At 63.0% G+C, this 21,306-nt stretch carries 18 protein-coding genes; 4 read left to right on the top strand and 14 right to left on the bottom strand.

Annotated features, from left to right (window positions below; genetic code table 11):
• Nucleotides 1-3: 3 nt before the first annotated feature.
• The 6 genes from ISS99_RS20535 to ISS99_RS20510 form a co-directional block, all read right to left on the bottom strand.
• Complete coding sequence (locus ISS99_RS20535; protein WP_204633468.1) at nt 4-489, bottom strand: GNAT family N-acetyltransferase; 486 nt, start codon at nt 487-489, stop codon at nt 4-6.
• Nucleotides 490-580: 91 nt separating this feature from the next.
• Nucleotides 581-1,474: a hydroxymethylglutaryl-CoA lyase gene (locus tag ISS99_RS20530; RefSeq protein ID WP_204633467.1), complete on the bottom strand. Its 894-nt coding sequence runs from the start codon at nt 1,472-1,474 to the stop codon at nt 581-583.
• Between the two features lie 28 nt (nt 1,475-1,502).
• Nucleotides 1,503-3,500 carry an acetyl/propionyl/methylcrotonyl-CoA carboxylase subunit alpha gene (locus tag ISS99_RS20525; protein WP_204633466.1) on the bottom strand — a complete coding sequence of 666 codons (1,998 nt, stop codon included), beginning with the start codon at nt 3,498-3,500 and terminating at the stop codon, nt 1,503-1,505.
• 102 nt (nt 3,501-3,602) lie between these two features.
• The gene (locus ISS99_RS23390) at nt 3,603-4,118 is read right to left on the bottom strand and encodes a cupin domain-containing protein (RefSeq protein WP_204633465.1); all 516 of its coding nucleotides are present in this window, start codon (nt 4,116-4,118) and stop codon (nt 3,603-3,605) included.
• Between the two features lie 10 nt (nt 4,119-4,128).
• Nucleotides 4,129-4,644 carry a cupin domain-containing protein gene (locus tag ISS99_RS20515; protein WP_204633464.1) on the bottom strand — a complete coding sequence of 172 codons (516 nt, stop codon included), beginning with the start codon at nt 4,642-4,644 and terminating at the stop codon, nt 4,129-4,131.
• 67 nt (nt 4,645-4,711) lie between these two features.
• Complete coding sequence (locus tag ISS99_RS20510; RefSeq protein WP_204633463.1) at nt 4,712-5,506, bottom strand: enoyl-CoA hydratase-related protein; 795 nt, start codon at nt 5,504-5,506, stop codon at nt 4,712-4,714.
• A gap of 131 nt (nt 5,507-5,637) precedes the next feature.
• Here ISS99_RS20510 and ISS99_RS20505 point away from each other — a divergent pair, with 131 nt between their 5' ends.
• From ISS99_RS20505 to ISS99_RS20495, 3 genes are read left to right on the top strand one after another with little or no spacing between them, the layout of a single operon-like run.
• Nucleotides 5,638-5,877, top strand: coding sequence for a FeoA family protein (locus ISS99_RS20505; protein WP_204633462.1), 240 nt, complete (start codon nt 5,638-5,640; stop codon nt 5,875-5,877).
• The gene (gene feoB / locus ISS99_RS20500) at nt 5,874-7,715 is read left to right on the top strand and encodes a ferrous iron transporter B (RefSeq protein WP_204633461.1); all 1,842 of its coding nucleotides are present in this window, start codon (nt 5,874-5,876) and stop codon (nt 7,713-7,715) included. The genes ISS99_RS20505 and feoB overlap by 4 nt, the downstream gene beginning before the upstream one ends.
• Nucleotides 7,712-8,014, top strand: a complete 303-nt coding sequence (locus ISS99_RS20495) for a DUF6587 family protein (protein WP_204633460.1) — start codon at nt 7,712-7,714, stop codon at nt 8,012-8,014. Before feoB ends, ISS99_RS20495 begins: the two co-directional genes overlap by 4 nt.
• A gap of 71 nt (nt 8,015-8,085) precedes the next feature.
• Here the strand turns inward: ISS99_RS20495 and ISS99_RS20490 are convergent, their stop codons facing one another.
• The 6 genes from ISS99_RS20490 to ISS99_RS20465 form a co-directional block, all read right to left on the bottom strand.
• Entirely contained in the window at nt 8,086-9,111 is a 1,026-nt protein-coding gene (locus ISS99_RS20490; protein ID WP_204633459.1) for a phospholipase D-like domain-containing protein, read from the bottom strand.
• A 296-nt stretch (nt 9,112-9,407) separates the two neighbouring features.
• Nucleotides 9,408-10,895: a hypothetical protein gene (locus ISS99_RS20485; protein WP_204633458.1), complete on the bottom strand. Its 1,488-nt coding sequence runs from the start codon at nt 10,893-10,895 to the stop codon at nt 9,408-9,410.
• Nucleotides 10,892-12,583: a molecular chaperone HscC gene (locus ISS99_RS20480; protein ID WP_204633457.1), complete on the bottom strand. Its 1,692-nt coding sequence runs from the start codon at nt 12,581-12,583 to the stop codon at nt 10,892-10,894. Before ISS99_RS20480 ends, ISS99_RS20485 begins: the two co-directional genes overlap by 4 nt.
• A gap of 172 nt (nt 12,584-12,755) precedes the next feature.
• Nucleotides 12,756-14,363, bottom strand: coding sequence for a carboxyl transferase domain-containing protein (locus ISS99_RS20475; protein ID WP_204633456.1), 1,608 nt, complete (start codon nt 14,361-14,363; stop codon nt 12,756-12,758).
• A gap of 156 nt (nt 14,364-14,519) precedes the next feature.
• Nucleotides 14,520-14,906, bottom strand: coding sequence for a hypothetical protein (locus ISS99_RS20470; protein ID WP_204633455.1), 387 nt, complete (start codon nt 14,904-14,906; stop codon nt 14,520-14,522).
• Nucleotides 14,907-15,058: 152 nt separating this feature from the next.
• A complete protein-coding gene (locus ISS99_RS20465) occupies nt 15,059-16,243 on the bottom strand; it encodes a thiolase family protein (RefSeq protein WP_204633454.1) in 1,185 nt (394 codons plus the stop codon).
• Between the two features lie 242 nt (nt 16,244-16,485).
• On the opposite strand from ISS99_RS20465, the gene ISS99_RS20460 reads away from it, so the two are divergent.
• Nucleotides 16,486-19,536: a S8 family serine peptidase gene (locus ISS99_RS20460; RefSeq protein WP_204633453.1), complete on the top strand. Its 3,051-nt coding sequence runs from the start codon at nt 16,486-16,488 to the stop codon at nt 19,534-19,536.
• Nucleotides 19,537-19,600: 64 nt separating this feature from the next.
• On the opposite strand, the gene ISS99_RS20455 is transcribed toward ISS99_RS20460, so the two are convergent.
• Nucleotides 19,601-20,758 carry an isovaleryl-CoA dehydrogenase gene (locus ISS99_RS20455; RefSeq protein WP_204633452.1) on the bottom strand — a complete coding sequence of 386 codons (1,158 nt, stop codon included), beginning with the start codon at nt 20,756-20,758 and terminating at the stop codon, nt 19,601-19,603.
• A gap of 84 nt (nt 20,759-20,842) precedes the next feature.
• Nucleotides 20,843-21,280, bottom strand: a complete 438-nt coding sequence (locus tag ISS99_RS20450; protein ID WP_204633451.1) for an excinuclease — start codon at nt 21,278-21,280, stop codon at nt 20,843-20,845.
• Nucleotides 21,281-21,306 lie beyond the last annotated feature (26 nt).

Below are 21,306 nucleotides of genomic sequence, written 5' to 3'. Positions count from 1 at the left end.
TCGCTACAGTTCGAGAAGATAAAAGCGGTCGCAGCTGAAATGCCCGGTACCGCCCATCGGTGCGCTCAGCGTCGCAAAGCCATGCCTGCGGTACAGGGCTTGCGCGGCATCCATGCCGGTGAGCGTTTCCAGATAGCAGCGCTTGAATCCCAGCTCGCGCGCAGCATCCAGGCAGATTTGCATCATGCGCGAGCCTGCGCCGATACCGCGCGCCTCGGGAAGGAAATACATTTTGCGCAATTCGCAAACTTCCGCATCGCCGCCTTCCAGCGGTGCGACCCCGCCACCGCCCACCAGCTTGCCGTCTCGTTCCACCACGAAGTAGGCGCTGCGGGCGCGGGAATAAGCGGCGTGCATGTCATCCACTTCGGCATCGTGGATGGCGAAGCCGGGACCATCCGCACCGAATTCAGGCATGACGGTACGGATGATGGTTGCCACGGCGGCGCTGTCGCGTGGCTCGATCGTGCGGATCAGAAAGTCGGACATGAGCGGCAGTAGGTTGGGTTAGCGCAGCGTAACCCAACAGCAGTCACCTGGCATCCATGGATGCCACTGCGCGATACGCCGGCTGCAGGTATCAGACCGTCGTGCGCGCCTTGGTCACCCGGCTTGCCGTCGGCTTGTTGAGCTGGGCGGACAACCATGCGCCGGTGGCGACCAGCAGTTCCAGGTCGATGCCGGTCTGCATGCCGATCCCGTGCAGCATGTACACCACGTCTTCGCTGGCCACGTTGCCGGTGGCGCCCTTGGCATACGGGCAGCCGCCGGTGCCGGATACGGCGCTGTCGACCACGCGTACGCCTTCGTCCAGGCACGCGAGGATATTGGCCAGTGCCTGGCCGTAGGTGTCGTGGAAATGGACGGCTAGTGCGTCGATCGGCACTTCCTGCGCCACCGCATGCAGCATGGCTCGCGCTTTCACCGGGGTGCCGACACCGATGGTGTCGCCCAGCGAGATTTCATAGCAGCCCATCTCGTGCAGGCTCTTCGCCACGCGCACGACATCCGCCACCGGTACATCGCCCTGGTAAGGGCAACCCAATGCGGTGGACACATAGCCGCGCACCTTCACGCCTTCCGCCTTGGCGTGATCCAGTATGGGCTGGAAGCGTTGCAGCGATTCGGCAATGCTGGCGTTGATGTTGGCGCGGTTGAACGCTTCGGAGGCGGCTGTGAATACCGATACCTCGGTGGCGCCCGCCACGCGTGCAAGACGGTAGCCCTGTTCGTTCGGCACCAGCACGGGATAACCCACGTGCGGTACCTTGCGGATTTTGCGGAACACTTCATCGGCGTCCGCCAATTGCGGCACCCAGCGCGGGCTGACGAAGCTGGTCGCTTCGATCGTTTTCAAGCCGGTGGTGGAAAGGCGGTCGATCAAGGCGATTTTTACGTCGGGCGGCAGCAGAGTTTTCTCGTTCTGCAAGCCGTCGCGCGGGCCGACTTCGACGATTCTCACTTCTGAAGTCATGTGAAGCTCCTGCAACCCTGGCGAAAGTTCACGACTTGAAACGCACGAGTACGGCGTCGGCTTCCACGAACTCGCCTTGCGTAGCGCTAAGGCTTTCAATGGTACCCGCGCGCGGAGCCTTCAAGGCCAGTTCCATTTTCATCGCCTCCATCACCAGCAGTTCCTGGCCTTCTTCGACGTTGTCGCCCACCTGGGCCTTGACCAGCACAATGCGCCCGGGCATCGGCGCGATGATCTGATTGCCGCCGGCACCTTCTTTCGACTTCCAGGCGAATGCGGCAGCGCGAGCAAATGCGTGGCGTTGCCCATCGATATCGTGCAGCGACACGCGCTCGCCATCGACGATGATCGGCAGACGCATGCCCTGGCCATCGAAGCGCGCGCTGAGTACGTCAGCGGCGTGGCGTGCGCCGTGTACTTCGCAACGCGCCTCGCCGTGTTGCAGTTGATAGTTGCCGTCGTGGCCGTGCGCCTCAATCTCGTAGCGTTGCTCGCGCAGTGACAGCGCCACGATGCGTTTGCCGGCATGACCGATGCGCCAGGCATCGGCGCGCGACCACGGCGAATGAGGGTCGTCGCCGTGACGCGCGCTGTCGGCGATGATCTTTTCGTCGTGGAGCAAGGCAGCGGTGGCGGCGGCAAACAGGACATGATCCGAGGGTGCGGCATCGCCGGTAAGAAATTCGCTAAGGTGGCGATCCAGGTAACCGGTGTCGATGCGCCCTTCGATGACGACCGGATGACGAACCAGCCGTTCCAGGAATGCGATGTTGGATTTCGGTCCGACGATGTCGCACTCGGCCAGCGCTTCGCGCAGGCGTTGCAAGGCCTGCGTGCGATCGGTGTCGTACACGATCAGCTTGGCAATCATCGGGTCATAAAAAATCGTTACGGTATCGCCCTCGATCACACCGCCATCCAGGCGCACGTGGCGCGAGGCTGCGGGCAGTTTCAGCGTGCGCAACTTGCCGGAGCCCGGCAGGAAGTTCTGGTCCGGATCTTCCGCGTACAGGCGCACTTCGATGGCATGTCCGCGTGCGTGGATCTGCTCCTGCTGCAAGGGCAGGGGCTCGCCGGCGGTAATGCGCAATTGCCATTCCACCAGATCCAGGCCGAGGGTCTCCTCGGTAACCGGATGTTCCACCTGCAGGCGCGTATTCATTTCCATGAAGAAGAAGGTGCCGTCTTGGCCCACGATGAATTCCACCGTGCCGGCACCGACGTAGTTCACCGCCTTGGCGGCGGCCACCGCGGCCTCGCCCATGGCCTTGCGGCGTTCGGGGGTGAGGAACGGCGATGGCGTTTCCTCCAGCACCTTCTGGTAGCGGCGCTGCGCCGAGCATTCGCGCTCGTTCAAGTGGATGACGTGGCCTTGGGTGTCGCCGAATACTTGGAATTCGATGTGGCGCGGATGTTCCACGTACCGTTCCAGGATCACCCGCGTATCGCCGAACGAGCTGGCGGCTTCGCGTTGTGCCGAAGCCAGCGCATCGGCAAATTCTTTCTCGGCGCGCACGATGCGCATGCCCTTGCCGCCGCCGCCCGCCGCCGCCTTGATCATCAGCGGAAAGCCGGTCTTGCGCGCCTGTTCCGCGAGGAAGGCGCCGTCCTGGTTCTCGCCGTGATAACCGGGCACCAGGGGCACCTGGTGTTTTTCCATCAGGGCCTTGGCCGCCGCCTTGGAACCCATCGCGTCGATACTTTCCGGGCGCGGGCCGATAAAGGCGATGCCGGCATCGGTGCAGGCCCGCGCAAAGCCGGTGTTTTCGGAAAGAAAGCCGTAACCGGGGTGGATCGCCTGCGCGCCGGAATTTTTTGCGACGTCCAGGATCGCATCGCCGCGCAGGTAGGAGTCGGCCGGACGCGGGCCGCCGATCGGCCAGGCCTCGTCGGCCAGCCGAACGTGCTGTGCGTCCTTGTCCGCTTCCGAATACACCGCGATGGTATGGATACCCATCCGCCGACAGGTGCGGATCACGCGGCAGGCGATTTCGCCGCGGTTGGCAATCAGTACGCGCTCAAACATGCGGGATCCTTACGAACCTGACGGCATCTGCAAAGCCCATAAAACTAACAGATTCGCGTGTCCGATCCGATGCGCGGCGCAGCATGCGGCCCGGTTTGCCGGTTACTCGCCGTCCCAATAGTCGAGAGAATCCTGCGGCCGGCCGATCACCCTTACCTGGCGAGGGGCGCCGCCGGTCGCATCGGCCGGGGCAAAGGCCAGGTACTTGCCGGAGTCGGGGTACTCGCAGATTTCCGCTTCAGACTGGTTGCTTACCGCCAGGTAACGAAGTTCCACCTCGCCGGTGTTGATGATCTGATGCGCCGTGTCCGGGCCGCCGGTAGGACAGGCGATCACATCGCCGGCGCGGATCGGGTAGCGCTTATCGCCGTAGCGTAGCTGGCCACTGCCTTCGAGAATAAAGAACATCTCTTCTTCGACACGGTGGCTGTGAAACGGACAGTTGCGCTTGCCCGGCGCGACCACGGTGAGGTTGTAGCCGAGCTTGCGCGCGCCGATCCGGCTGGCGATTTCGCCCCAGCGGATGTCGTACTGTTTTGCTGTCTCACCGCGCGGTGCGCGATCCACTTGGGTGGTTTCGATAACTATGTCGGCAATGTTGATGAAGGGCTTGTCCACGATGACGGCCTCATTCGCCTTCCCAGTAATCCACGTTATCGCCTTGCCGCGTCAGGATGCGAATCACCTGCGGCTTGCCTTCGGCATCGGGGCCGAATTCGCCGAGGATGCCGTACTTGTGCGTGTCCGGGTATTCGCAGATCTCCGGCGAAAGCTTGCTGCTGACCGCGAGGTAGCGCAATTCGCCGCTGCCGGTATTGATGATCTGGTGCGCGTTTTCCGGCCCGCCCGGCGGACAGGCGATGATGTCGCCCTGGCGGATGGGGTGTTTTTCGTTGCCGATGCGCACTTCTCCGCTGCCTTCCAGCACGAAGAACATTTCTTCGTTCACCCGATGGTTGTGAAACGGGAACGCACGCTTGCCGGGCGGCACGGCGGTGACGTTGTAACCGAGTTGTTGCGCACCGAGCTGCACGGAGATCCTCCCCATGCGCGCCTCGTAGCGCTCGGCGGTTTCGCCGGTGGGGCCCATGCCGGGCGGGAAGGGCTGCAGTTCGATATCGGCGACGTTGACGATGCGCTTCATGGGAGGTTTCCGGCTTGGCGTGGAAGGGCAGGCAGTAGCGTACGGCGACGCTGTTGCCAGGGTGGTGTCAGCTGGCCGACACCCAATCCGGTGCGCGCTTGTCGAGGAAAGCGCCGAGGCCTTCCTGGCCTTCCTGCGATACGCGCAGGCGGGCGATCAGCGCCGCGTTCTGCAGATCCAGGCGCTCGGCGTGTGTACGGGTGAAGCCGTGCATGTCGAACGCCAACTGCTTTGCTTCGAGCTGGGCGACCGGGCCGGCCTTGGCCAGCAATTTCAAAACGTTGTGTACGGTGTCGTCCAGGTAGTCGGTGGGTACCGACTGGTGCAGCAGGCCGATTTGGGCGGCGGTATCGGCATCGAACAGCTCCCCGGTCAGGAACAGCCGGCGCGCCTGGCGCAGGCCGATCGCCGCGATCACATAGGGTGAAATCACCGCTGGCACCAGGCCAAGCTTTACTTCGGTAAGGCCGAACTTGGCCGTGTTCACGCCAATGGCGATGTCGCAGCAGGCGATCAGGCCGACCCCTCCGCCATAGGCCGCGCCGTTGACGCGGGCGATGGTGGGCTTGGGCAGGAATTGCAGGGTGCGCATGAGGGCGGCAAGGCGCAGCGAATCCTCGCGGTTTTCCGCCTCGCTGGCCTTGGCCATGCCGCGCATCCAGTTGAGGTCCGCCCCGGCCGAAAAGCTCGCGCCGACGCCGGTCAGCACCACCGCGCGGACGCTGGCGTCACGGCCAGCCGTCTCCAGCGCCTGGGTCAGGTCGGCGATCAGGCGGTCGTCGAAGGCGTTGTGCACCTCGGGCCGGTTGAGGCGGAGTTCGCGGATGCCGGCGTGGTCGGCCGTCTGGATGGAAGAGGTCATGGGGAGGTCCACTGGGGTCGTTCCTAAAAGCGTAGAGCAAGCCCCGTATCCACTGGGAGGGCCTGGCAGGCTGCACGACTTGCGAAAAGTGGTTACAATGCGAACCATTCTTATTTAGAAGCGTAACAACCGTGCGCCTGTCCGATTTGCCGAAAGGTGCCTCTGCCGTGGTTGAGCGAGTTGAAGATGTCCAAGCCAACGATCCGATCGCGCAGCGCCTGCGGGATCTGGGTTTTGTCGAGGGCGAACGGGTGAGGCTGGTGGCTAGCGGCCCGATCGGGGCCGATCCGTTGCTGATCCAGATCGGCTATACCCGCTTTGCCCTGCGCCGCAGCGAAGCGGCGCGCGTGACCGTGCGGGAGGTCGCATGAGCACCGGCTCGCTGCGCATCGCCCTGGTCGGCAATCCCAATTGCGGCAAGACCGCGCTGTTCAACCAGCTCACCGGCGGCCGCCAGAAAGTGGCCAATTACGCCGGTGTCACGGTTGAGCGCAAGGAAGGGCGCTTTACCGCACCGTCTGGCCGCGTGTTGCAGATCCTGGATCTGCCGGGCACTTACAGCTTCGATGCCACCAGTCCGGATGAGCAGATCACCCGCGACGTGCTGGAAGGCAACTATCCCGGCGAAGCCGCACCCGACCTGATCGTCTGCGTCGCCGATGCGACCAACCTGCGCCTGCATCTGCGCTTCGTGCTGGAAGTGAAGCGCCTGGGTCGCCCGGTGGTGCTGGCCTTGAACATGATGGATACCGCGCGACGCCGCGGGATCGAGATCGACATTCCCCAATTGCAGCAGCGCCTGGGCTTGCCCGTGGTGGAGACCGTTGCAGTCAAGCGCGGCGGTGCGCGTGCGCTGATCGAGCGCGTCGACGGGGAAGTACCCGTTGCCGCTCCGGCCATGCCGGACGATGCCGTCAGCCGCGCCGGCCTGCATGCGCAAGTGCGCGCATTGCTTGACGCCACGGTGCGCATGCCGCGCGCCACGGCGGCACTGGACGATGCGCTCGATCGCTGGGCGTTGCATCCGGTGTTCGGCCTGATGATTCTTGCCGTGGTGATGTTCCTGGTGTTCCAGGCGGTCTATTCGTTCGGCAAGCCGATGAGCGACCTGATCGGCGACGGCTTCGACTGGATCGGCGCGCATCTGGCCATCTGGCTGCCGCAGGGACCCTTGCAGGGTTTGCTCAAGGACGGCATCTGCACCGGCCTGGGTACCGTGCTGGGTTTCCTGCCGGAAATCCTGGTGCTGTTCTTCTTCATCCTCACCCTGGAAGAGTCCGGCTATCTGCCTCGCGCGGCCTTCCTGCTCGATCGCATGATGCTGTCGGTGGGTCTGACCGGCCGCTCCTTCATTCCGCTGCTGTCGAGCTTTGCCTGCGCCATTCCCGGCATCATGGGCACGCGCAGCATCCAGGATCCCCGTGACCGTCTCACCACGATCCTGGTGGCGCCGCTGATGACCTGCTCGGCACGCTTGCCGGTCTACGCATTGCTGATCGGCGCCTTCATTCCCATGCATCGGGTATGGGGCATTTTCAACTTGCAGGGGCTGGTGCTGTTCGCGCTGTATGTCGCAGGCATTCTCGGCGCGATGCTGGTGGGCTGGGTGATCAAGCATCTGCGGCATGACCGCAGCGAGCATGCGCTGTTGATGGAGTTGCCTTCCTATCGCGTGCCGCAACCCCGCGATGTGGCGATCGGCTTGTGGGAGCGCGGTGCGATCTTCCTCAAGCGCCTCACTGGGGTGATTCTCGCGCTGACCGTGCTGATGTGGTTCATCTCCACGTTTCCCTCGCCGCCTGCTGGCGCCACCGGGCCCGCGATCGATTACAGCATCGCCGGTTATCTGGGTCGCGGCCTGCAATACGTGTTCGCGCCGCTGGGGTTCAACTGGCAGATCAGCCTGTCGCTGATTCCGGCGTTTGCCGCCCGCGAAACCGCCGTCGCGGCGCTGGCCACGGTTTATGCCGTGGGCGGCGACGCCACCACGAACGGTCTGGCGCATGCGCTCACTTCCAACTTCTCGCTGGCCTCCGCGCTGTCGTTGCTGGTGTGGTTTGCGTTCGCGCCGCAGTGCATGTCCACGCTGGCGGTGATTCGCCGGGAAACCAACTCCTGGCGCAACGTGGCGATCTCCTTCAGCTACATGTTTGCCGTGGCCTACTCGGCATCGTTCATCACCTACCAGTTGGCGAGGTGGTTCCTGTGAGCACGAGTTTCGTCGTTCAGTACATCGTGATCGCATTGATCGTGCTGGCCAGTGCGCTTTACGCATTCCGCAAACTGGCCCCTGCGCTGACCAACCGCTGGATGGCTTCCGCTTCGATCCGTTTCAGCCAGCCCGGGCATGCTGCCTGGGTGCGCGCGTTCGGCCGCCGCCTGCAGCCCAAGCAAGCCACCGGCGATTGCAGCGACGGATGCAGTACCTGCAGCGCTTGCGGCCCCAAGCCGCCCGCCAGTGCGAAGGGCGACGCGATGCCGCTGGAGTTTCGTCCGCGCCAGCGCTGATGGGATGACGGCTGTTCACATCGACCTCCTCCCCTCGCGAGAGGGGAGGAAGTTTGAAGCCATGGACAAAATCAATCCGACCAGGGCGTGCCGCCCGAGTAATCGCTGCTCATCGTCGTTTCGAGCTGCGAGATGATGCTCGAATTGGTGGTGGTGAGCCCAAGCTCGCGGTTTTCGGTGAGCGAGGCATTGGAGAAGTTCTCCGAACCTACGAAGGCGTTCTGATTGCTCGTGCCGTAATCGGCCACGATCGCCTTGGCGTGGATATACAGCGAGGTGCTGTTGTCCGGATAAGTGCTGATGTTCGCGCCGGCCGTGGTGAGGTCGTCGAATTCGCTGGCGTAGTCGTTGTCGTCGTTGGTCATCACGATCGTGACGCTCACGCCTTTTTCAGCGGCGTTCTCCAGTGCGTCGACGATGGCGGTGTCGCTCATCTCTTCGTTTTCCACCAGCAGGCTGGTAGTAGCATTATTGATGATATTGAGCAGCGAACTCTGGGAGTTGGTGGGGCTCCACACCAGGTCGTCGCCGTCAGTCGGGGTCACCGAGGAATGCGCAAAATCCTTGGCAAAGGTGGCTTCGATCGCCGAAATGTCGTTCGCATCGTTCTCGATCACTGCGAAGTCGCGGGTGGTGCTGTAGTAACGGCTGGTGAGGTTGGCCGTCATGATGGCCGTCTGCGCGCTGGAGGTCGCGGCATCGATGGTGATCGTCTTCTGGTGGGTCGCCTGGTACTTGGTGTAGGCCCACTTTACGCTCACGCCGCAGCTATTGAGCTGGTTGTAGGCGGCCGTGTTGTTACTCTTTTCCAGGTTCACGTCGAGGATCACGCGCACCGTCACGCCGCGGGCGGCGGCATTGCAGAGGTCGTTCTGCGCGGTGGTGTCCTGCAATTCGTACATCGTCATGTCGATGGTTTTTTGCGCTGAATTGATCAGGTTATAGATCGACGTGTAGCCCTGGTCGGGAAAAATCACCAGCGTTTGCGTGCCGGTTTGCGCAGCGGCGGGCAGGGCTGCGCCGAAAGTGCCGGCAACGGCCAATGCCGCGGAAAGGGCGGTTTTCGCAAAAATGGAACGCTCGCAACGGTTTTTCATGTTTTGGTCCTTGTCGTCGAATGAAAGTAGACGCATCTCCATGCGTTCGACTGCCGCTCTCCCTGGGCGGCTTCGGTTGACCGGTCCGTCCGGTCTTCCCCACGACGGCGCAGGCGCGCCGTACCGAAGCGGTGATAACAGCCGCACTTGATGACACGAATCTTTCTACGGCGTTGCATCGCGAAAAGCATTTAAGCGGCGTGCGCCTTCGTCACGTTCGAGTGAACGTGAAACGGATGTGGATGTGATGGAACGGTCTACGCAGACTTGCTTGCCGCTGACGGAATTTCGACAAATCAGCTTTGAAAAAAACGCGGCAATATCTGCGCGCGATAACGCCACGTGTCGGCGAGCCAGATAAAAAGCGTCGCGGCAATGGCCAGCGGCAGCACGAAACTCTGGGCCTCTTGCGAACGGTCCATCGCCATCGCGGCATACACGCCGATGATGGCAATGCCGGACCTTGTGGACCTCACGAGTGCTTGTACGCGTGGGTAATGCTTTGACGTGCGGCGCCACCAGCGGCGCAGCGCAAGCAACAGGCTTGCGAATACGATCGTCGCCGAAACGGCATAGGTTGCATCCAGCCCATACAACCACGTGCCGAGGCCGCAAAGCGCGGGAATGAACAGGCGGCGCGACCACGGGCGCCGCGACGGCGCGGACTCAGGGAGTCCCTGCCAATGATCCAGCCAGATGCAACCGAGATAGAACAGCCACAGCACCAGCGGCGTAAATCCGACGCCGAATGCAATGATGATGGCGCCATCCCTGTTGCTGGCGTCCGTTGCACCCACTTGGTTGGTCAGGCTGGGCAGAAGCAACGCCATGGCCAACAGTCCGCTGGTCAACGCCAGGATGCTCGCTCGCCACGCGCCAATGATCAGGCGAGGCGTCGTGAACACGCCGCCCGTCGTGGAGGCCCGATACCAGAAATAGGTGTGGTGCCGGTCGATGGACGGAGGAAGTTCTTCCACGCCCCCTTTGCCGAGGATGATTCTGGCCAGCCACCCGATGTTGCGCACGCGACCCGGCACGAGCGCCTTCCACATCACTTCGTGCCAGCGCAGCGGCTTCTTCAGCGACGCAAGGTCGCTCTTGATCCACCCGTGCCGGGGCCGGATGCCTGAGACCAACTGCATCTCCCGCGCCAATTCGCGATGGTGGTGCGGTTCCAATTGCCACAGGGTAAGTTGGCGCGATCGGAGCTCCTGCAGCGCGATCGGATTGATGCCGGACAACACGTGATCCAGGTCGAAGAAGCTCAACAGCGCGTCCAGGCTTTCGGTGGACATCGCTTGCGGATGCTTGAACAGGCTTTGCAGTATCAGCCGTCCCGTTTGCTGCTTGATGGCGATCGACCAGAATTCCTGGCGGTCGTGCAGCCATTGCTGCATGACGTTTCCATCGTCGACGTGCGTTGCCTGCTGGACCACCTCGTTGGCCAGGGCTGGAATATTGACTGCCGGAATGACTGGTCGCACCGTGCTGGCGGGTGGCTGAGCGATGGAGATCGTCGCAGCCGGCCGGATCGGAGAGGCAGGATGCGTGGCGGCTTCGTTCCGAGGTGTAACTGCTTCGCTGCCGCTTTCCGGGGTCGGTTGCGAAGGTGCAGAAGTGTTGCTTGCGTGTGCCAGTGCAGCTTTGTACGCGGTGTGCAGTTGCTGGAACGCTTCGGGATCCTCGTCGGGGCGGGTGTTGCGCAGCAACCTAGCATAGGCGCGCTTGACGCTCGCCGCATCCGTATCGATCGGCAGGCCGAGCAGATCGAAGGCCCACTTCACAGTTGTGTTTCCAGCGAGTCCAGTGCGCTGCCGAATTGCTGCCGATGGTTCTGGATCAGGCGTTCATCCTGGCTTTCCAGGGTCTGGCGGAATTGCCCGATCCATTGCTGCAGCACCTGGCGCGAAGTGAGGTGTTCTTCGAACAGCCGCTCGGCGCGCGCAAGCAGGGCGAGATTTTCCTGCTTCTCGCGGGGATGGATTTTCAGTTCCGAAAGGGCGGCAAGGCGGGTACGAAGTTCGGTTTCGCTCAGTGTGCCCGGGTTCTGTTCCAATAGCAGTTCGTGGCGCAATCCGCTGGCTTTGGGCGTGGCCTCGATTTGCAGGACTCCGTTGATATCGTAGGTGAAACGCACCACGACCTCATTCTGCGAGACGGACAATGCGGGATTGAGCGGGATGTCCAGCTCGCCCAGCTTGATGTTGTTGTTGACCAGCGGATTTTCGCCCTGGTAAACCTTCAGGCTGAGCGCGGTCTGTTGTTCGGTCATCGGCCAATAGCTGCTTTCGCGGCTGACCGGTACCACGCTATTGCGGTGAATGATCGGCGAAAACAGCCCGTTCTGCACGTTGCCGCGTGCGTCGCGCTGGCCGACTTCCACGCCCAGCGTATAGGGGCATACGTCGGTAAGAATGATTTCTTCCAACGTCGCGTCGCGGCTTTTCATGCCAGCGGCGACGCAGGCGCCCAGCGCGATCGCTTCATCCGGATTGACGTGGCGCAGCGGCAGCTTGCCGAACATGCGCGCGATCAGGCGCGATACCAGCGGCATGCGGCTGGCGCCGCCGACCAGCACGATTTCGTTGAGTTGCTCCGGATGCAGGCGTGCGTCGCGCAGTGCACGCTCGAGTGGTGCGCGCATGCGTTGCATCAACGGTTCGGCCAGGCTCGCAAAGCGTTCCTGATCGATGTGCCACTTGATTTCGTGCTTGCCGGTCCGGGTTTCGACGGATATTTCCCCATGCTGGCTGAGGTTGCGCTTGGCCGCTTCCAGGCGGCGACGCAGCGAGCCGCGCTCCACTGGCGAGAAATCGTCGGCGTGCAGCTTCAGGTCCGTCAGGCATGCGTTCTGCAGCACATCCAGGAAATCCTCGCCGCCGAGGAAGTTGTCGCCTGCGCTGGCATGCACTTCGACGACGCCCTCGAACATCTCCAGCACCGACACGTCGAAGGTACCGCCGCCCAGATCGAATACCATAAAACGGCTGCCTTCCTGTCGTTCCTGCAAGCCGTAGGCGAGAGCCGCAGCGGTCGGTTCGTTGATGAGACGTTCCACCTTGATACCGGCCAGTTCGCCCGCGGCACGGGTGGCTTTGCGCTGTGCGTCGGAAAAATAGGCCGGCACGCTGATCACCGCTTCTTCGATTTTTGCACCGAGCGCGGTTTCGGCATCGGCAAGCAGGCTGCGCAGCACCAGCGCGGACAATTCTTCCGGCCGAAAGCTGCGGCCGCCGAGCTGGGTTTCGCGGGGCGTGCCCATGCGACGCTTGAAGGCGGCGATGCTCGATGCCGGGTGGCTGATCAAGCGATCGCGCGCCGCTTCGCCGACCAGCACGTGCCCTTGCTCGTCGACGCTTACCGCCGAAGGGGTGAGGTAGTTGCCAAGTGCGTTGCGAAACAGCTGCGGACCGGTGTCGCCGTAGCAACCGATGAGCGAATGGGTGGTTCCCAGGTCGATGCCGACGATCATTGCGTTGTCCCCTGAAACATCCTTGAATGAGGTGTCGCGAACGTGTTTTCGACACGCCTGCAAGACCGAAGCAACAGCACTTCTTGGGCCGCGCCATTTCCGTTTTGGCGGAAATGGCGGTTGCAGGTGGCGGGTTGCGCAGCGATGCGGATACTCGGCACCCGTAAAGCCGTTACATGCGGAACACGCCGTAGCGCTGCGGCTCGATCGGCGCGTTCAACGAAGCGGAGATGGCCAGCCCCAACACGCGACGGGTATCGGCCGGGTCGATGATGCCGTCGTCCCACAGGCGCGCGCTGGCGTAATAGGGGTGACCCTGATGCTCGTACTGCTCGCGGATTGGATTTTTGAAGGCGTCTTCTTCTTCCGCGCTCCAGCTTTTGCCGGACGCTTCGAGGCCGTCGCGCTTCACGGTCGCCAACACGCTCGCTGCCTGTTCGCCGCCCATCACACTGATACGGGCGTTCGGCCACATCCAGAGGAAGCGTGCGCCATAGGCGCGCCCACACATGGCGTAGTTGCCGGCGCCGAAGCTGCCGCCGATCACTACGGTGAATTTCGGCACGTGCGAGCAGGCAACGGCGGTAACCATCTTGGCGCCGTCTTTGGCGATACCTGCGTTCTCGTATTTCTTGCCGACCATGAAGCCGGTGATGTTCTGCAGGAATACCAGCGGCACGTTGCGCTGGTTGCACAGCTCGATGAAGTGCGCGCCCTTGAGCGCGGATTCTGAAAACAGGATGCCATTGTTGGCGACGATGCCCACCGGATAACCATGAATGTGCGCAAAGCCGCAGACCAGGGTCTTGCCGTAGCGCGCCTTGAATTCGTGGAATTCGGAGCCGTCGACGATACGCGCGATCACTTCGCGGATGTCGAACGGGCGGCGGGTATCCTGCGGGATCACGCCGTACAATTCTTCGGCGGGGTAGCGCGGTTCGACCGGCGTCTGTAGCGCGAGCGGCATGGTCTTCTTGCGGTTGAGGCTGGCCACGATGTCGCGTGCGATCGACAGCGCGTGCGCGTCGTTTTCGGCGAAGTGGTCGGCCACGCCCGAGGTGGCGGTGTGCACGTCCGCGCCGCCGAGCGCCTCGGCGTCCACCACTTCGCCGGTGGCGGCCTTCACTAGCGGCGGGCCGCCCAGGAAGATGGTGCCTTGCTCGCGCACGATGATCGTTTCGTCGCTCATCGCCGGCACGTACGCGCCGCCGGCGGTGCACGAGCCCATCACCACCGCGATCTGCGGGATGCCCAGGCCGGACATGCGCGCCTGGTTGTAGAAGATGCGGCCGAAATGCTCCTTGTCCGGAAAGACTTCGTCCTGCAACGGGAGGAATGCACCGCCCGAATCGACCAGGTAGATGCACGGCAGGCGGTTTTCCAACGCCACTTCCTGCGCGCGCAGGTGTTTTTTCACCGTCATCGGGAAATAGGTGCCGCCCTTGACGGTGGCGTCGTTGGCGACGATCACCACCTCGATCCCGTGCACGCGGCCGATACCGGTAATGACACCCGCGGCCGGAGCGGCGTCCTCGTACATGCCGTGGGCGGCGAGGGGCGACAGTTCCAGGAAGGGCGAACCCGGGTCGAGCAGGGCGCGGATGCGCTCGCGCGGCAGCAACTTGCCACGGGACACGTGTTTCTCGCGAGCTTTGGCACCGCCGCCTTCGGCGCTGCGGACCAGCTCTCGGTGCAGATCTTCAACCAGGGTGCGCAATTGCGTACTGCCGGCCTGGAATTCGGGGGAACGGGAATCGATCTGCGAAGTGAGGACGCTCATGGCAGGTGCTGCGACCGTAAGGGGCAAACCGTGGATGATAACGGCGAGGGCGGTTGCTCTGCATTTGCGCCCGCAGCTTGACGATTGCCCTGGGGCAACCCCCACAAAAAAACCGGCCGCCCGAAGGCGGCCGGTTTTCGGAAGCTCAACGAAGGATTAGTTACCCTTCGTGGCGTCCTTGGCAGCGGTAGCGGCCGACTTGGCAGCGTCGGCAGCCTTGCCGGCAGCCTGCGATGCGTCAGCAGCGGCGCTCTTCATCGCATCGCCAGCGGCGGGAGCGGCGGTCGAAGCCGGAGCAGCAGCAGCGGTGGAAGCCGGAGCAGCAGCCGGGGCAGCAGCGGTGGAAGCCGGAGCAGCAGCCGGAGCGGCAGCGGTGGAAGCGGTGGCAGCGGCCTTCTGAGCCTGGTCAGCAGCCTGCGAAGCGGCTTGCTGGGCCTGGTCAGCCGACTTCTGTGCGTCCTGCGCGGCATCCTGCGCGCCGTTGCTGCAAGCCGCCAGCAGCGCGACAAGCGCGGAGGCGAGAAGGGTACGCGTGAACTTCATGATGGATCTCCTTAGCCGTGGAATGCCAATTGGCACGATTATTAATAGCGCGTTCGTGTTAAGTGCGCTACCTGTTTCTTAAACAACTTTTACACCACATTAAACCAGCGGCAGGGGAAGCACCCCTGCCGGACCACACGTGGGACGGTGGTTTAATCCAAACGCTCCACGGCGATGGCCGTGGCTTCGCCACCACCGATGCAAAGCGAAGCCACGCCGCGGCGCAAGCCACGGGTTTTCAGGGCATTGAGCAGGGTAACGACCAGGCGGGCACCGCTCGCGCCAATGGGATGGCCCAGGGCGCATGCGCCGCCGTTGACGTTGAGCTTGTCGTGCGGAATGCCGAGCTCGCGCATCGGCGCCATGGCCACCACGGCAAAGGCCTCGTTGACCTCGAACAGGTCGACGTCGCCGACCTTCCAGCCGGCCTTGTCCAGCACCTTGTTGATGGCCGATACCGGGGCGGTGGTGAACCACTCCGGCTCCTGCGAGTGGGTGGCATGGGCCACGATGCGGGCGAGCGGCTTGATGCCGCGTGCCTTGGCGTCATCGGCCGAGAGCAGGATCACCGCGGCGGCGCCGTCGGAGATGCTCGACGAGCTGGCGGCGGTGATGGTGCCGTTTTCCTTGCGGAACGCGGGCTTGAGGGTGGGGATCTTGGCAAGGTCCGAGCGGCCCGGCTGTTCGTCGGTGTCCACCTGCACATCACCCTTGCGGCCGGACACGGTCACCGGCACGATTTCATCGGCAAACGCGCCCGATGCCTGGGCGGCCTTGGAGCGGTTCACCGACTCGATTGCAAAGGCGTCCTGCTCTTCGCGGCTGAAGTGGTACTTGTCCGCGCACAGCTCGCCGAACACGCCCATCGCCTTGCCGTCGTAGGGGTTGGTCAGGCCGTCCCATGCCATGTGATCGACCAGCTGGCCGTCGCCGTAGCGGATGCCGCCACGGGCGTTGACCATGTGCGGCGCATTGGTCATCGATTCCATGCCGCCAGCCACCACCACGGCCGCCGAACCGGCCTTGATCAGGTCGTGGCCCAGCATGATGGCCTTCATGCCCGAGCCGCAGACCTTGTTGATCGTGGTGCAGCCGGCGCCGGTGGGCAGCCCGGCCTGTAGTGCGGCCTGGCGGGCAGGGGCCTGGCCGAGGTTGGCCGGCAGCACGCAGCCCATGATCACCTCGCTCACGTCGCCAACCCCGACACCGGCCTGTTCAAGCGCCGCGCGGATCGCCGTAGCGCCGAGCTTGGGGGTGGGTACGCCGGTGAACTGGCCGAGGAAAGAGCCGATGGCGGTGCGCTTGGCACCTGCAATGACAACGCTGACGTCCGACATGGTGGTCTCCGAAGGAGCTTTGACGCGTACCCCGCCAAGGGCGACGCTGGGGAAATAACTTGCGGATTATCGCAGCCTTGGGTGCAAAGCAGCAAACCTAAATTTTCGTGAGAAATCGCGTACTCGCGAGTGCTCGCATTCCTATGAAGCGAACGAATAAGCTATGGCTTGGACGGCGCCACTGGAGTGGCGGCGGCTCTACGTGTTGTGGGGACCAACATCGACAATTAGGGGTAAGTAACATGGCAACTGGATTGCAGTTTTCGCGTCGGCGCGACATCGCCGTATTGATTAGTCTTGCCTTGGGATTGACCGGTTGCGGGGGCGGCGGCGGCAACAGCAACGTCATGGGCGGTTCCCCCGCCATATCTTCTCCTTCTCCCTCGCCTTCGTCCCCTTCTCCCTCGCCTAGCGGCGTCACGGTGACGCCGCAGCAGGAAACGGCGCAGATCAGCGAGACCAACGCGGCGGCGGCGCATCAGGCGGGCTTTACTGGCGCAGGCGTAACTATCGGCGTCGTCGACAGCGGCATCATGCCGAACAATCCGGCGATCGCCGGACGCGTCACGCAGGAATTCATCGACGTCGATCCAACCACCAACAACACCAGCATTCCCGATGTCGTGGGACACGGCACCTGGGTGTCGCAGATCGCGGCGGGTGTGTCCTACCAGAACTTCGCCGGCGGCATCGCCCCGGGGGCCGACCTGGTGTCCGCGCGCATCATCGACGACAGCGCTCCGGACGACAACGGTTCTACCGCGCCTTCGCAGGTGACTCCCTCCGATGCCACTCCGCTGGGACAGGTGAACCAGCAATTGATCGGTGCCGGCGTGCAGGTCATGAACAACTCCTGGGGCGGCATCACCTGGAGCAGCACCGATACCGCCACGACCCAGGCTTTCGATCAGGCTTATGCGCCGTTTATCGAACAGCACAACGGCCTGGTGGTGTTTGCGGCGGGCAACGATTCGCAGGCCAATCCCAGCACCATCGCTTCGCTGCCGACCGTTGCGAACGACCCCGCGCTGCAGAAGGGATGGCTGGTCGCCGTTGCGCTCAACAGCAACACGCCGACCCAACTGGAAAGCTACTCGAACAAGTGCGGCGTCGCGATGAACTACTGCCTGGCCGCGCCGGGCGATGTCGTGGTGCTGGACAAGGACACGCTCTCCACCACCGCCAACCCCACCTATTACCTGGTGGAAGGCACGTCGTTCGCCGCACCGCAGATATCGGGTGCGGCCGCACTGGTGTGGCAGGCCTATCCGTATTTCTCCAACTATCAGGTGCAGCAGACGCTGCTGGGCACCGCCACGCCAATCGGCGCGCAGCCCAATCCCACGTTTGGCTATGGCGCCTTGAACGTGGGAGCTGCGGTGAACGGTCCTGAGCTGCTCAACTGGGCCGACGTGGAGGTTGGATTCTCGGGCAACTCGAACTGGAACAACCCGCTGTCCGGCACGTACGGCGTGATCATGGACGGTCCCGGCACGCTCAACCTCACCCAGCCGGCAACTTACAACGGACAGACCGTCGTCAACGGAGGCACCTTGAATGCGGTGTCGCTGTCGTACAGCAACAGCATCGTCGTCAACAACGGTGCGCTCAACGTCGGCTCGATTACCGGCTTCTCCGCCACGGTGAAGGCCGGCACCTTGACCACCGGCTCGTTCTCCGGATTCAACACCGAAGTCGACGGCGGTACGTTGGCGGCGGGCACCATCTCGGCACAAAGCAACTTCGTTGGGACCGGGGGGACGCTGGCGATTACCGGTAATTCGACGACCGCGACCGCTCCATTGATTAATGGCAATTTGTCGAACGATCAAGGCACGGTCGTGGTGGGCAGTACCAACCTCACCATGACGGGCAACTATTTGCAGATGGGCGGGCGCCTGGCTGTGCCGTTGGGATCGGCCTTGCAGGTGACCGGCACAGTTACCCTGGAAAACAGCCCGCAGCTCTACGTGTACGGTGCCGATTCGGGTTACGTCGTCAACGCGCACACCGTCGTGCTGTCGGGTACGCAAGGTTTCTCCGGAACCTTCGCCGGGGTAAGCACGCCTTCCACCGTCACCCTGCAGGCGACGCTTGGCTATGACGCCAACCAGGACGCTTACCTCAATGTGCAGCAGGTCAATCTCACCCAGATCACCGGACTGCCTTATTCGGCTGCCACGTACGGGGCTGCCGAGCGCGTGCAGAATGCGTTCAACGCCATCAATGGCACGATCCAGAGCGGTTCGAGCGCGCAACCGCTGCCGAGCAGCTTCGTCGGTAGCGCAGCCAGCATCCAGCAGTCGCAGACCACGGCGGCGTTGCAGCAGTCCTTGAACAGCCTTTCGGGGCAGATGTACGCGGCCAGCGCGGCGATGACCTTCGAAGCCATCGACGCCGACACACGTGCACTGTCCGATCGGTTCGACGGGTTGCTCGATCACCCGCAGCAGCTCAGCCTCAACAAATTCCAGAGCTGGTCGCAAAACCTGGGTTACCAGGGCAGCATGTCGCGCAGCGGCTACGACAGCATGGGCTTCCAGCTCAACGGCAGCGTGATCGGCGGCGATTACGGGTTCAGCAACGGCGGCATCGTTGGTTATGCGTTGAGCCAAAGCCAAGGCCTTGGCAACGTCGAGCAGAGCGCCGACCAGGGCTTCAGCCGTGCGATGGAAGGCATGGTCTATGGCGGCCTGGTGCATGGCAACTGGTACGCCATGGGCCGCGTCGGCGTCGGCAGCGATTGGCAGGATACGCGGCGCGAATTGCTGTTGGGCACCCAGACTGCAGGCGTATCGAGCTTCAGCAACGGTCGTTACGACGTGGTCTACAGCGAAAGCGGCTATCGCTTCAATGCAGGCAACTGGAAATTCACCCCGTATGCCGACCTCGAGTACGCCAATGTCGAACGCGACGGTTTCAACGAAGCGGGCGGCAACGGGTTCGGCCTGGATGCGAACGCGCAATCGATCCAGCGCTGGCAGGGTGGTTTCGGGTTGCGTGCATCGCGCCAATGGATCATGGCCAACGGCACCAGCCTGAGCTTGCGCGCACGCATGCTGTGGCAGGATTCGTTCGCCATGCACGGTGTGCTGCCCAACGCCAGCTTCGCGGCCTTGCAGCAGTTCACCCCGGTCGAAGGCATCGGCCTGTCGCGTTACGGCAGCGTCGCCGGCGTGTCGCTGGATTGGCGCTTCTCGCAGCGCTCCCACATTTCATTTGGCTTGGATCAATACAGCGCGCAGCGCGAGAACGCCACCATGGGGACGCTCAATTACAGCCTGAATTTCTGAGTCGTTTGCGTGAAAAAAGGCCCGCTTTGGCGGGCCTTTTTTATTGCGTGGGAGGTTGCTTGCCTCACGCCTTGCCGTGAAACAGCTCGCGCCCGATCAGCATGCGGCGGATTTCATTGGTGCCCGCGCCGATCTCATAAAGCTTCGCATCGCGCAGCAGGCGGCCGGCGGGGAACTCGTTGATGTAGCCATTGCCGCCGAGCGTCTGGATCGCCTCCAGTGCAACCTTTACGGCATTCTCTGATGCGTTGAGCAGGCAGGCTGCCGGATCGATACGCGATTTCACGCCGGCATCGAACTCCCTGGCCACCATGTAGGCGTAGCCGCGCGAGCTCTGCAGTTTGGTGTACATGTCGGCGATCTTTGCCTGCATGACGCCGAAGGTGCCGATGGGAGCGTTGAACTGCTTGCGCTCGCGCACATAGGGCAGGGCGAGGTCCAGCGCCGCCTGCATCAGGCCGATCGGGCCGCCGGACAGCACTAGGCGCTCGGTGTCCAAGCCGCTCATCAGCACGCGCACGCCTTCGTTCACTTCGCCCACGATGTTTTCCGCGGGAATCTCGCAATCCTCGAACACCAGCTCGCAGGTGTTGGAGCCGCGCATGCCGAGCTTGTCCAGTTTCTGCGCCGTGCTGAAACCCTTCATGCCCTTTTCCACGATGAACGCGGTCATGCAGCGGCTGCCCGCCACGCGCGGTGCCGTGCGCATGTACACCAGCAGCACGTCCGCGTCGGGGCCGTTGGTGATCCACATCTTCGAGCCGTTGGCCACCCATACGTCGCCGCGTTGCGTGGCTTTGCAGCTCATTGAGCCGACCACGTCCGAACCTGCGCCCGGCTCGCTCATCGCCAGCGCGCCGACGTATTCGCCGGAGCACAGTTTGGGAATGTACTTGCGGCGCTGCGCTTCATTGCCGTTGTGATAGATGTTCTGCACGCACAGGTTGGAGTGCGCGCCGTAGGACAAGCCCACCGACCCGGATGCGCGCGAAATCTCCTCCATCGCCACCATGTGTGCGAGGAAACCCATGCCGCTGCCGCCGTATTCTTCCGGCACGGTGACACCGAGCAGGCCCATGTCGCCCAGCTTGCGCCACAGATCGTGCGGGAACAGGTTCTCGCGGTCGATGTGATCGGCGCGTGGCGCGATTTCCTTTTCCGCAAAAGCGGCAACGCTTTCGCGCAGCAGGTCGATCTCTTCACCGAGCGGGAACGGACGCATCGCAAGACTCCTGGGGAGGGGATTTAGCCGGGGAATTGTAGCGCAGGGAACGTTCGGGCTCTGGTGCGGCGCATCAGAGTAGTGCTACTGCACCTTCGCCAGCTTGCCCTTCATGATCACGCCGGACATCAAAAAGCCCACGTGGCATTCATAATTCTGGTTGTCGCGGTATTCGTTGCCATAGTCGCTGACGATGTTGACCACGGCGTTGGCGCCGGCCTTCTTGGCCAGGTCCTGCAGGCTGATCAGCGCCGATTGCATCGCCCAGTCGCAGGTGGCCTGGTCCTTTTTGCCGAACGCATTGGTCTTGCGATTGACCTCGACGTCGTCGTTGACCACCGTAACCTGTCCGCTCGGCGTATTGCCGGCCAGGTAGAACTTCACCGTGCCGTCGAGTTTGCCGTCCTTGGTGGCGGCGTCGATGGCGTTCTGGATGGGAAAGTGCAGCACCTTGTCGGCGGCGCTGGCGAGGCCCGGGGCGGCGAGCAACAGGGCGATGCATGCCATGGTCTTTGCTTTCATGCTTTGAAATCTCCAGAGGTGGTTGC

Origin of the sequence: Dyella mobilis (assembly GCF_016904945.1) — a bacterium.
Taxonomy (GTDB): domain Bacteria; phylum Pseudomonadota; class Gammaproteobacteria; order Xanthomonadales; family Rhodanobacteraceae; genus Dyella_B; species Dyella_B mobilis.
The sequence above is the reverse complement of the archived record's forward strand: the minus strand, read 5'-3'. Positions and strand labels throughout refer to the sequence as shown.

Coding starts and splice junctions, on each gene's coding strand:
- ISS99_RS20480 (WP_204633457.1), bottom strand. CDS start 12,583: ATGATCGTCGGCATCGACCTGGGAACCACCCATTCGCTCATCGGTTGC.
- ISS99_RS20450 (WP_204633451.1), bottom strand. CDS start 21,280: ATGAAAGCAAAGACCATGGCATGCATCGCCCTGTTGCTCGCCGCCCCG.
- ISS99_RS20455 (WP_204633452.1), bottom strand. CDS start 20,758: ATGCGTCCGTTCCCGCTCGGTGAAGAGATCGACCTGCTGCGCGAAAGC.
- ISS99_RS20525 (WP_204633466.1), bottom strand. CDS start 3,500: ATGTTTGAGCGCGTACTGATTGCCAACCGCGGCGAAATCGCCTGCCGC.
- ISS99_RS20510 (WP_204633463.1), bottom strand. CDS start 5,506: ATGACCTCTTCCATCCAGACGGCCGACCACGCCGGCATCCGCGAACTC.
- ISS99_RS20515 (WP_204633464.1), bottom strand. CDS start 4,644: ATGAAGCGCATCGTCAACGTCGCCGATATCGAACTGCAGCCCTTCCCG.
- ISS99_RS20490 (WP_204633459.1), bottom strand. CDS start 9,111: ATGAAAAACCGTTGCGAGCGTTCCATTTTTGCGAAAACCGCCCTTTCC.
- ISS99_RS20475 (WP_204633456.1), bottom strand. CDS start 14,363: ATGAGCGTCCTCACTTCGCAGATCGATTCCCGTTCCCCCGAATTCCAG.
- ISS99_RS20530 (WP_204633467.1), bottom strand. CDS start 1,474: ATGACTTCAGAAGTGAGAATCGTCGAAGTCGGCCCGCGCGACGGCTTG.
- ISS99_RS20465 (WP_204633454.1), bottom strand. CDS start 16,243: ATGTCGGACGTCAGCGTTGTCATTGCAGGTGCCAAGCGCACCGCCATC.
- feoB (WP_204633461.1), top strand. CDS start 5,874: ATGAGCACCGGCTCGCTGCGCATCGCCCTGGTCGGCAATCCCAATTGC.
- ISS99_RS20460 (WP_204633453.1), top strand. CDS start 16,486: ATGGCAACTGGATTGCAGTTTTCGCGTCGGCGCGACATCGCCGTATTG.
- ISS99_RS20535 (WP_204633468.1), bottom strand. CDS start 489: ATGTCCGACTTTCTGATCCGCACGATCGAGCCACGCGACAGCGCCGCC.
- ISS99_RS20470 (WP_204633455.1), bottom strand. CDS start 14,906: ATGAAGTTCACGCGTACCCTTCTCGCCTCCGCGCTTGTCGCGCTGCTG.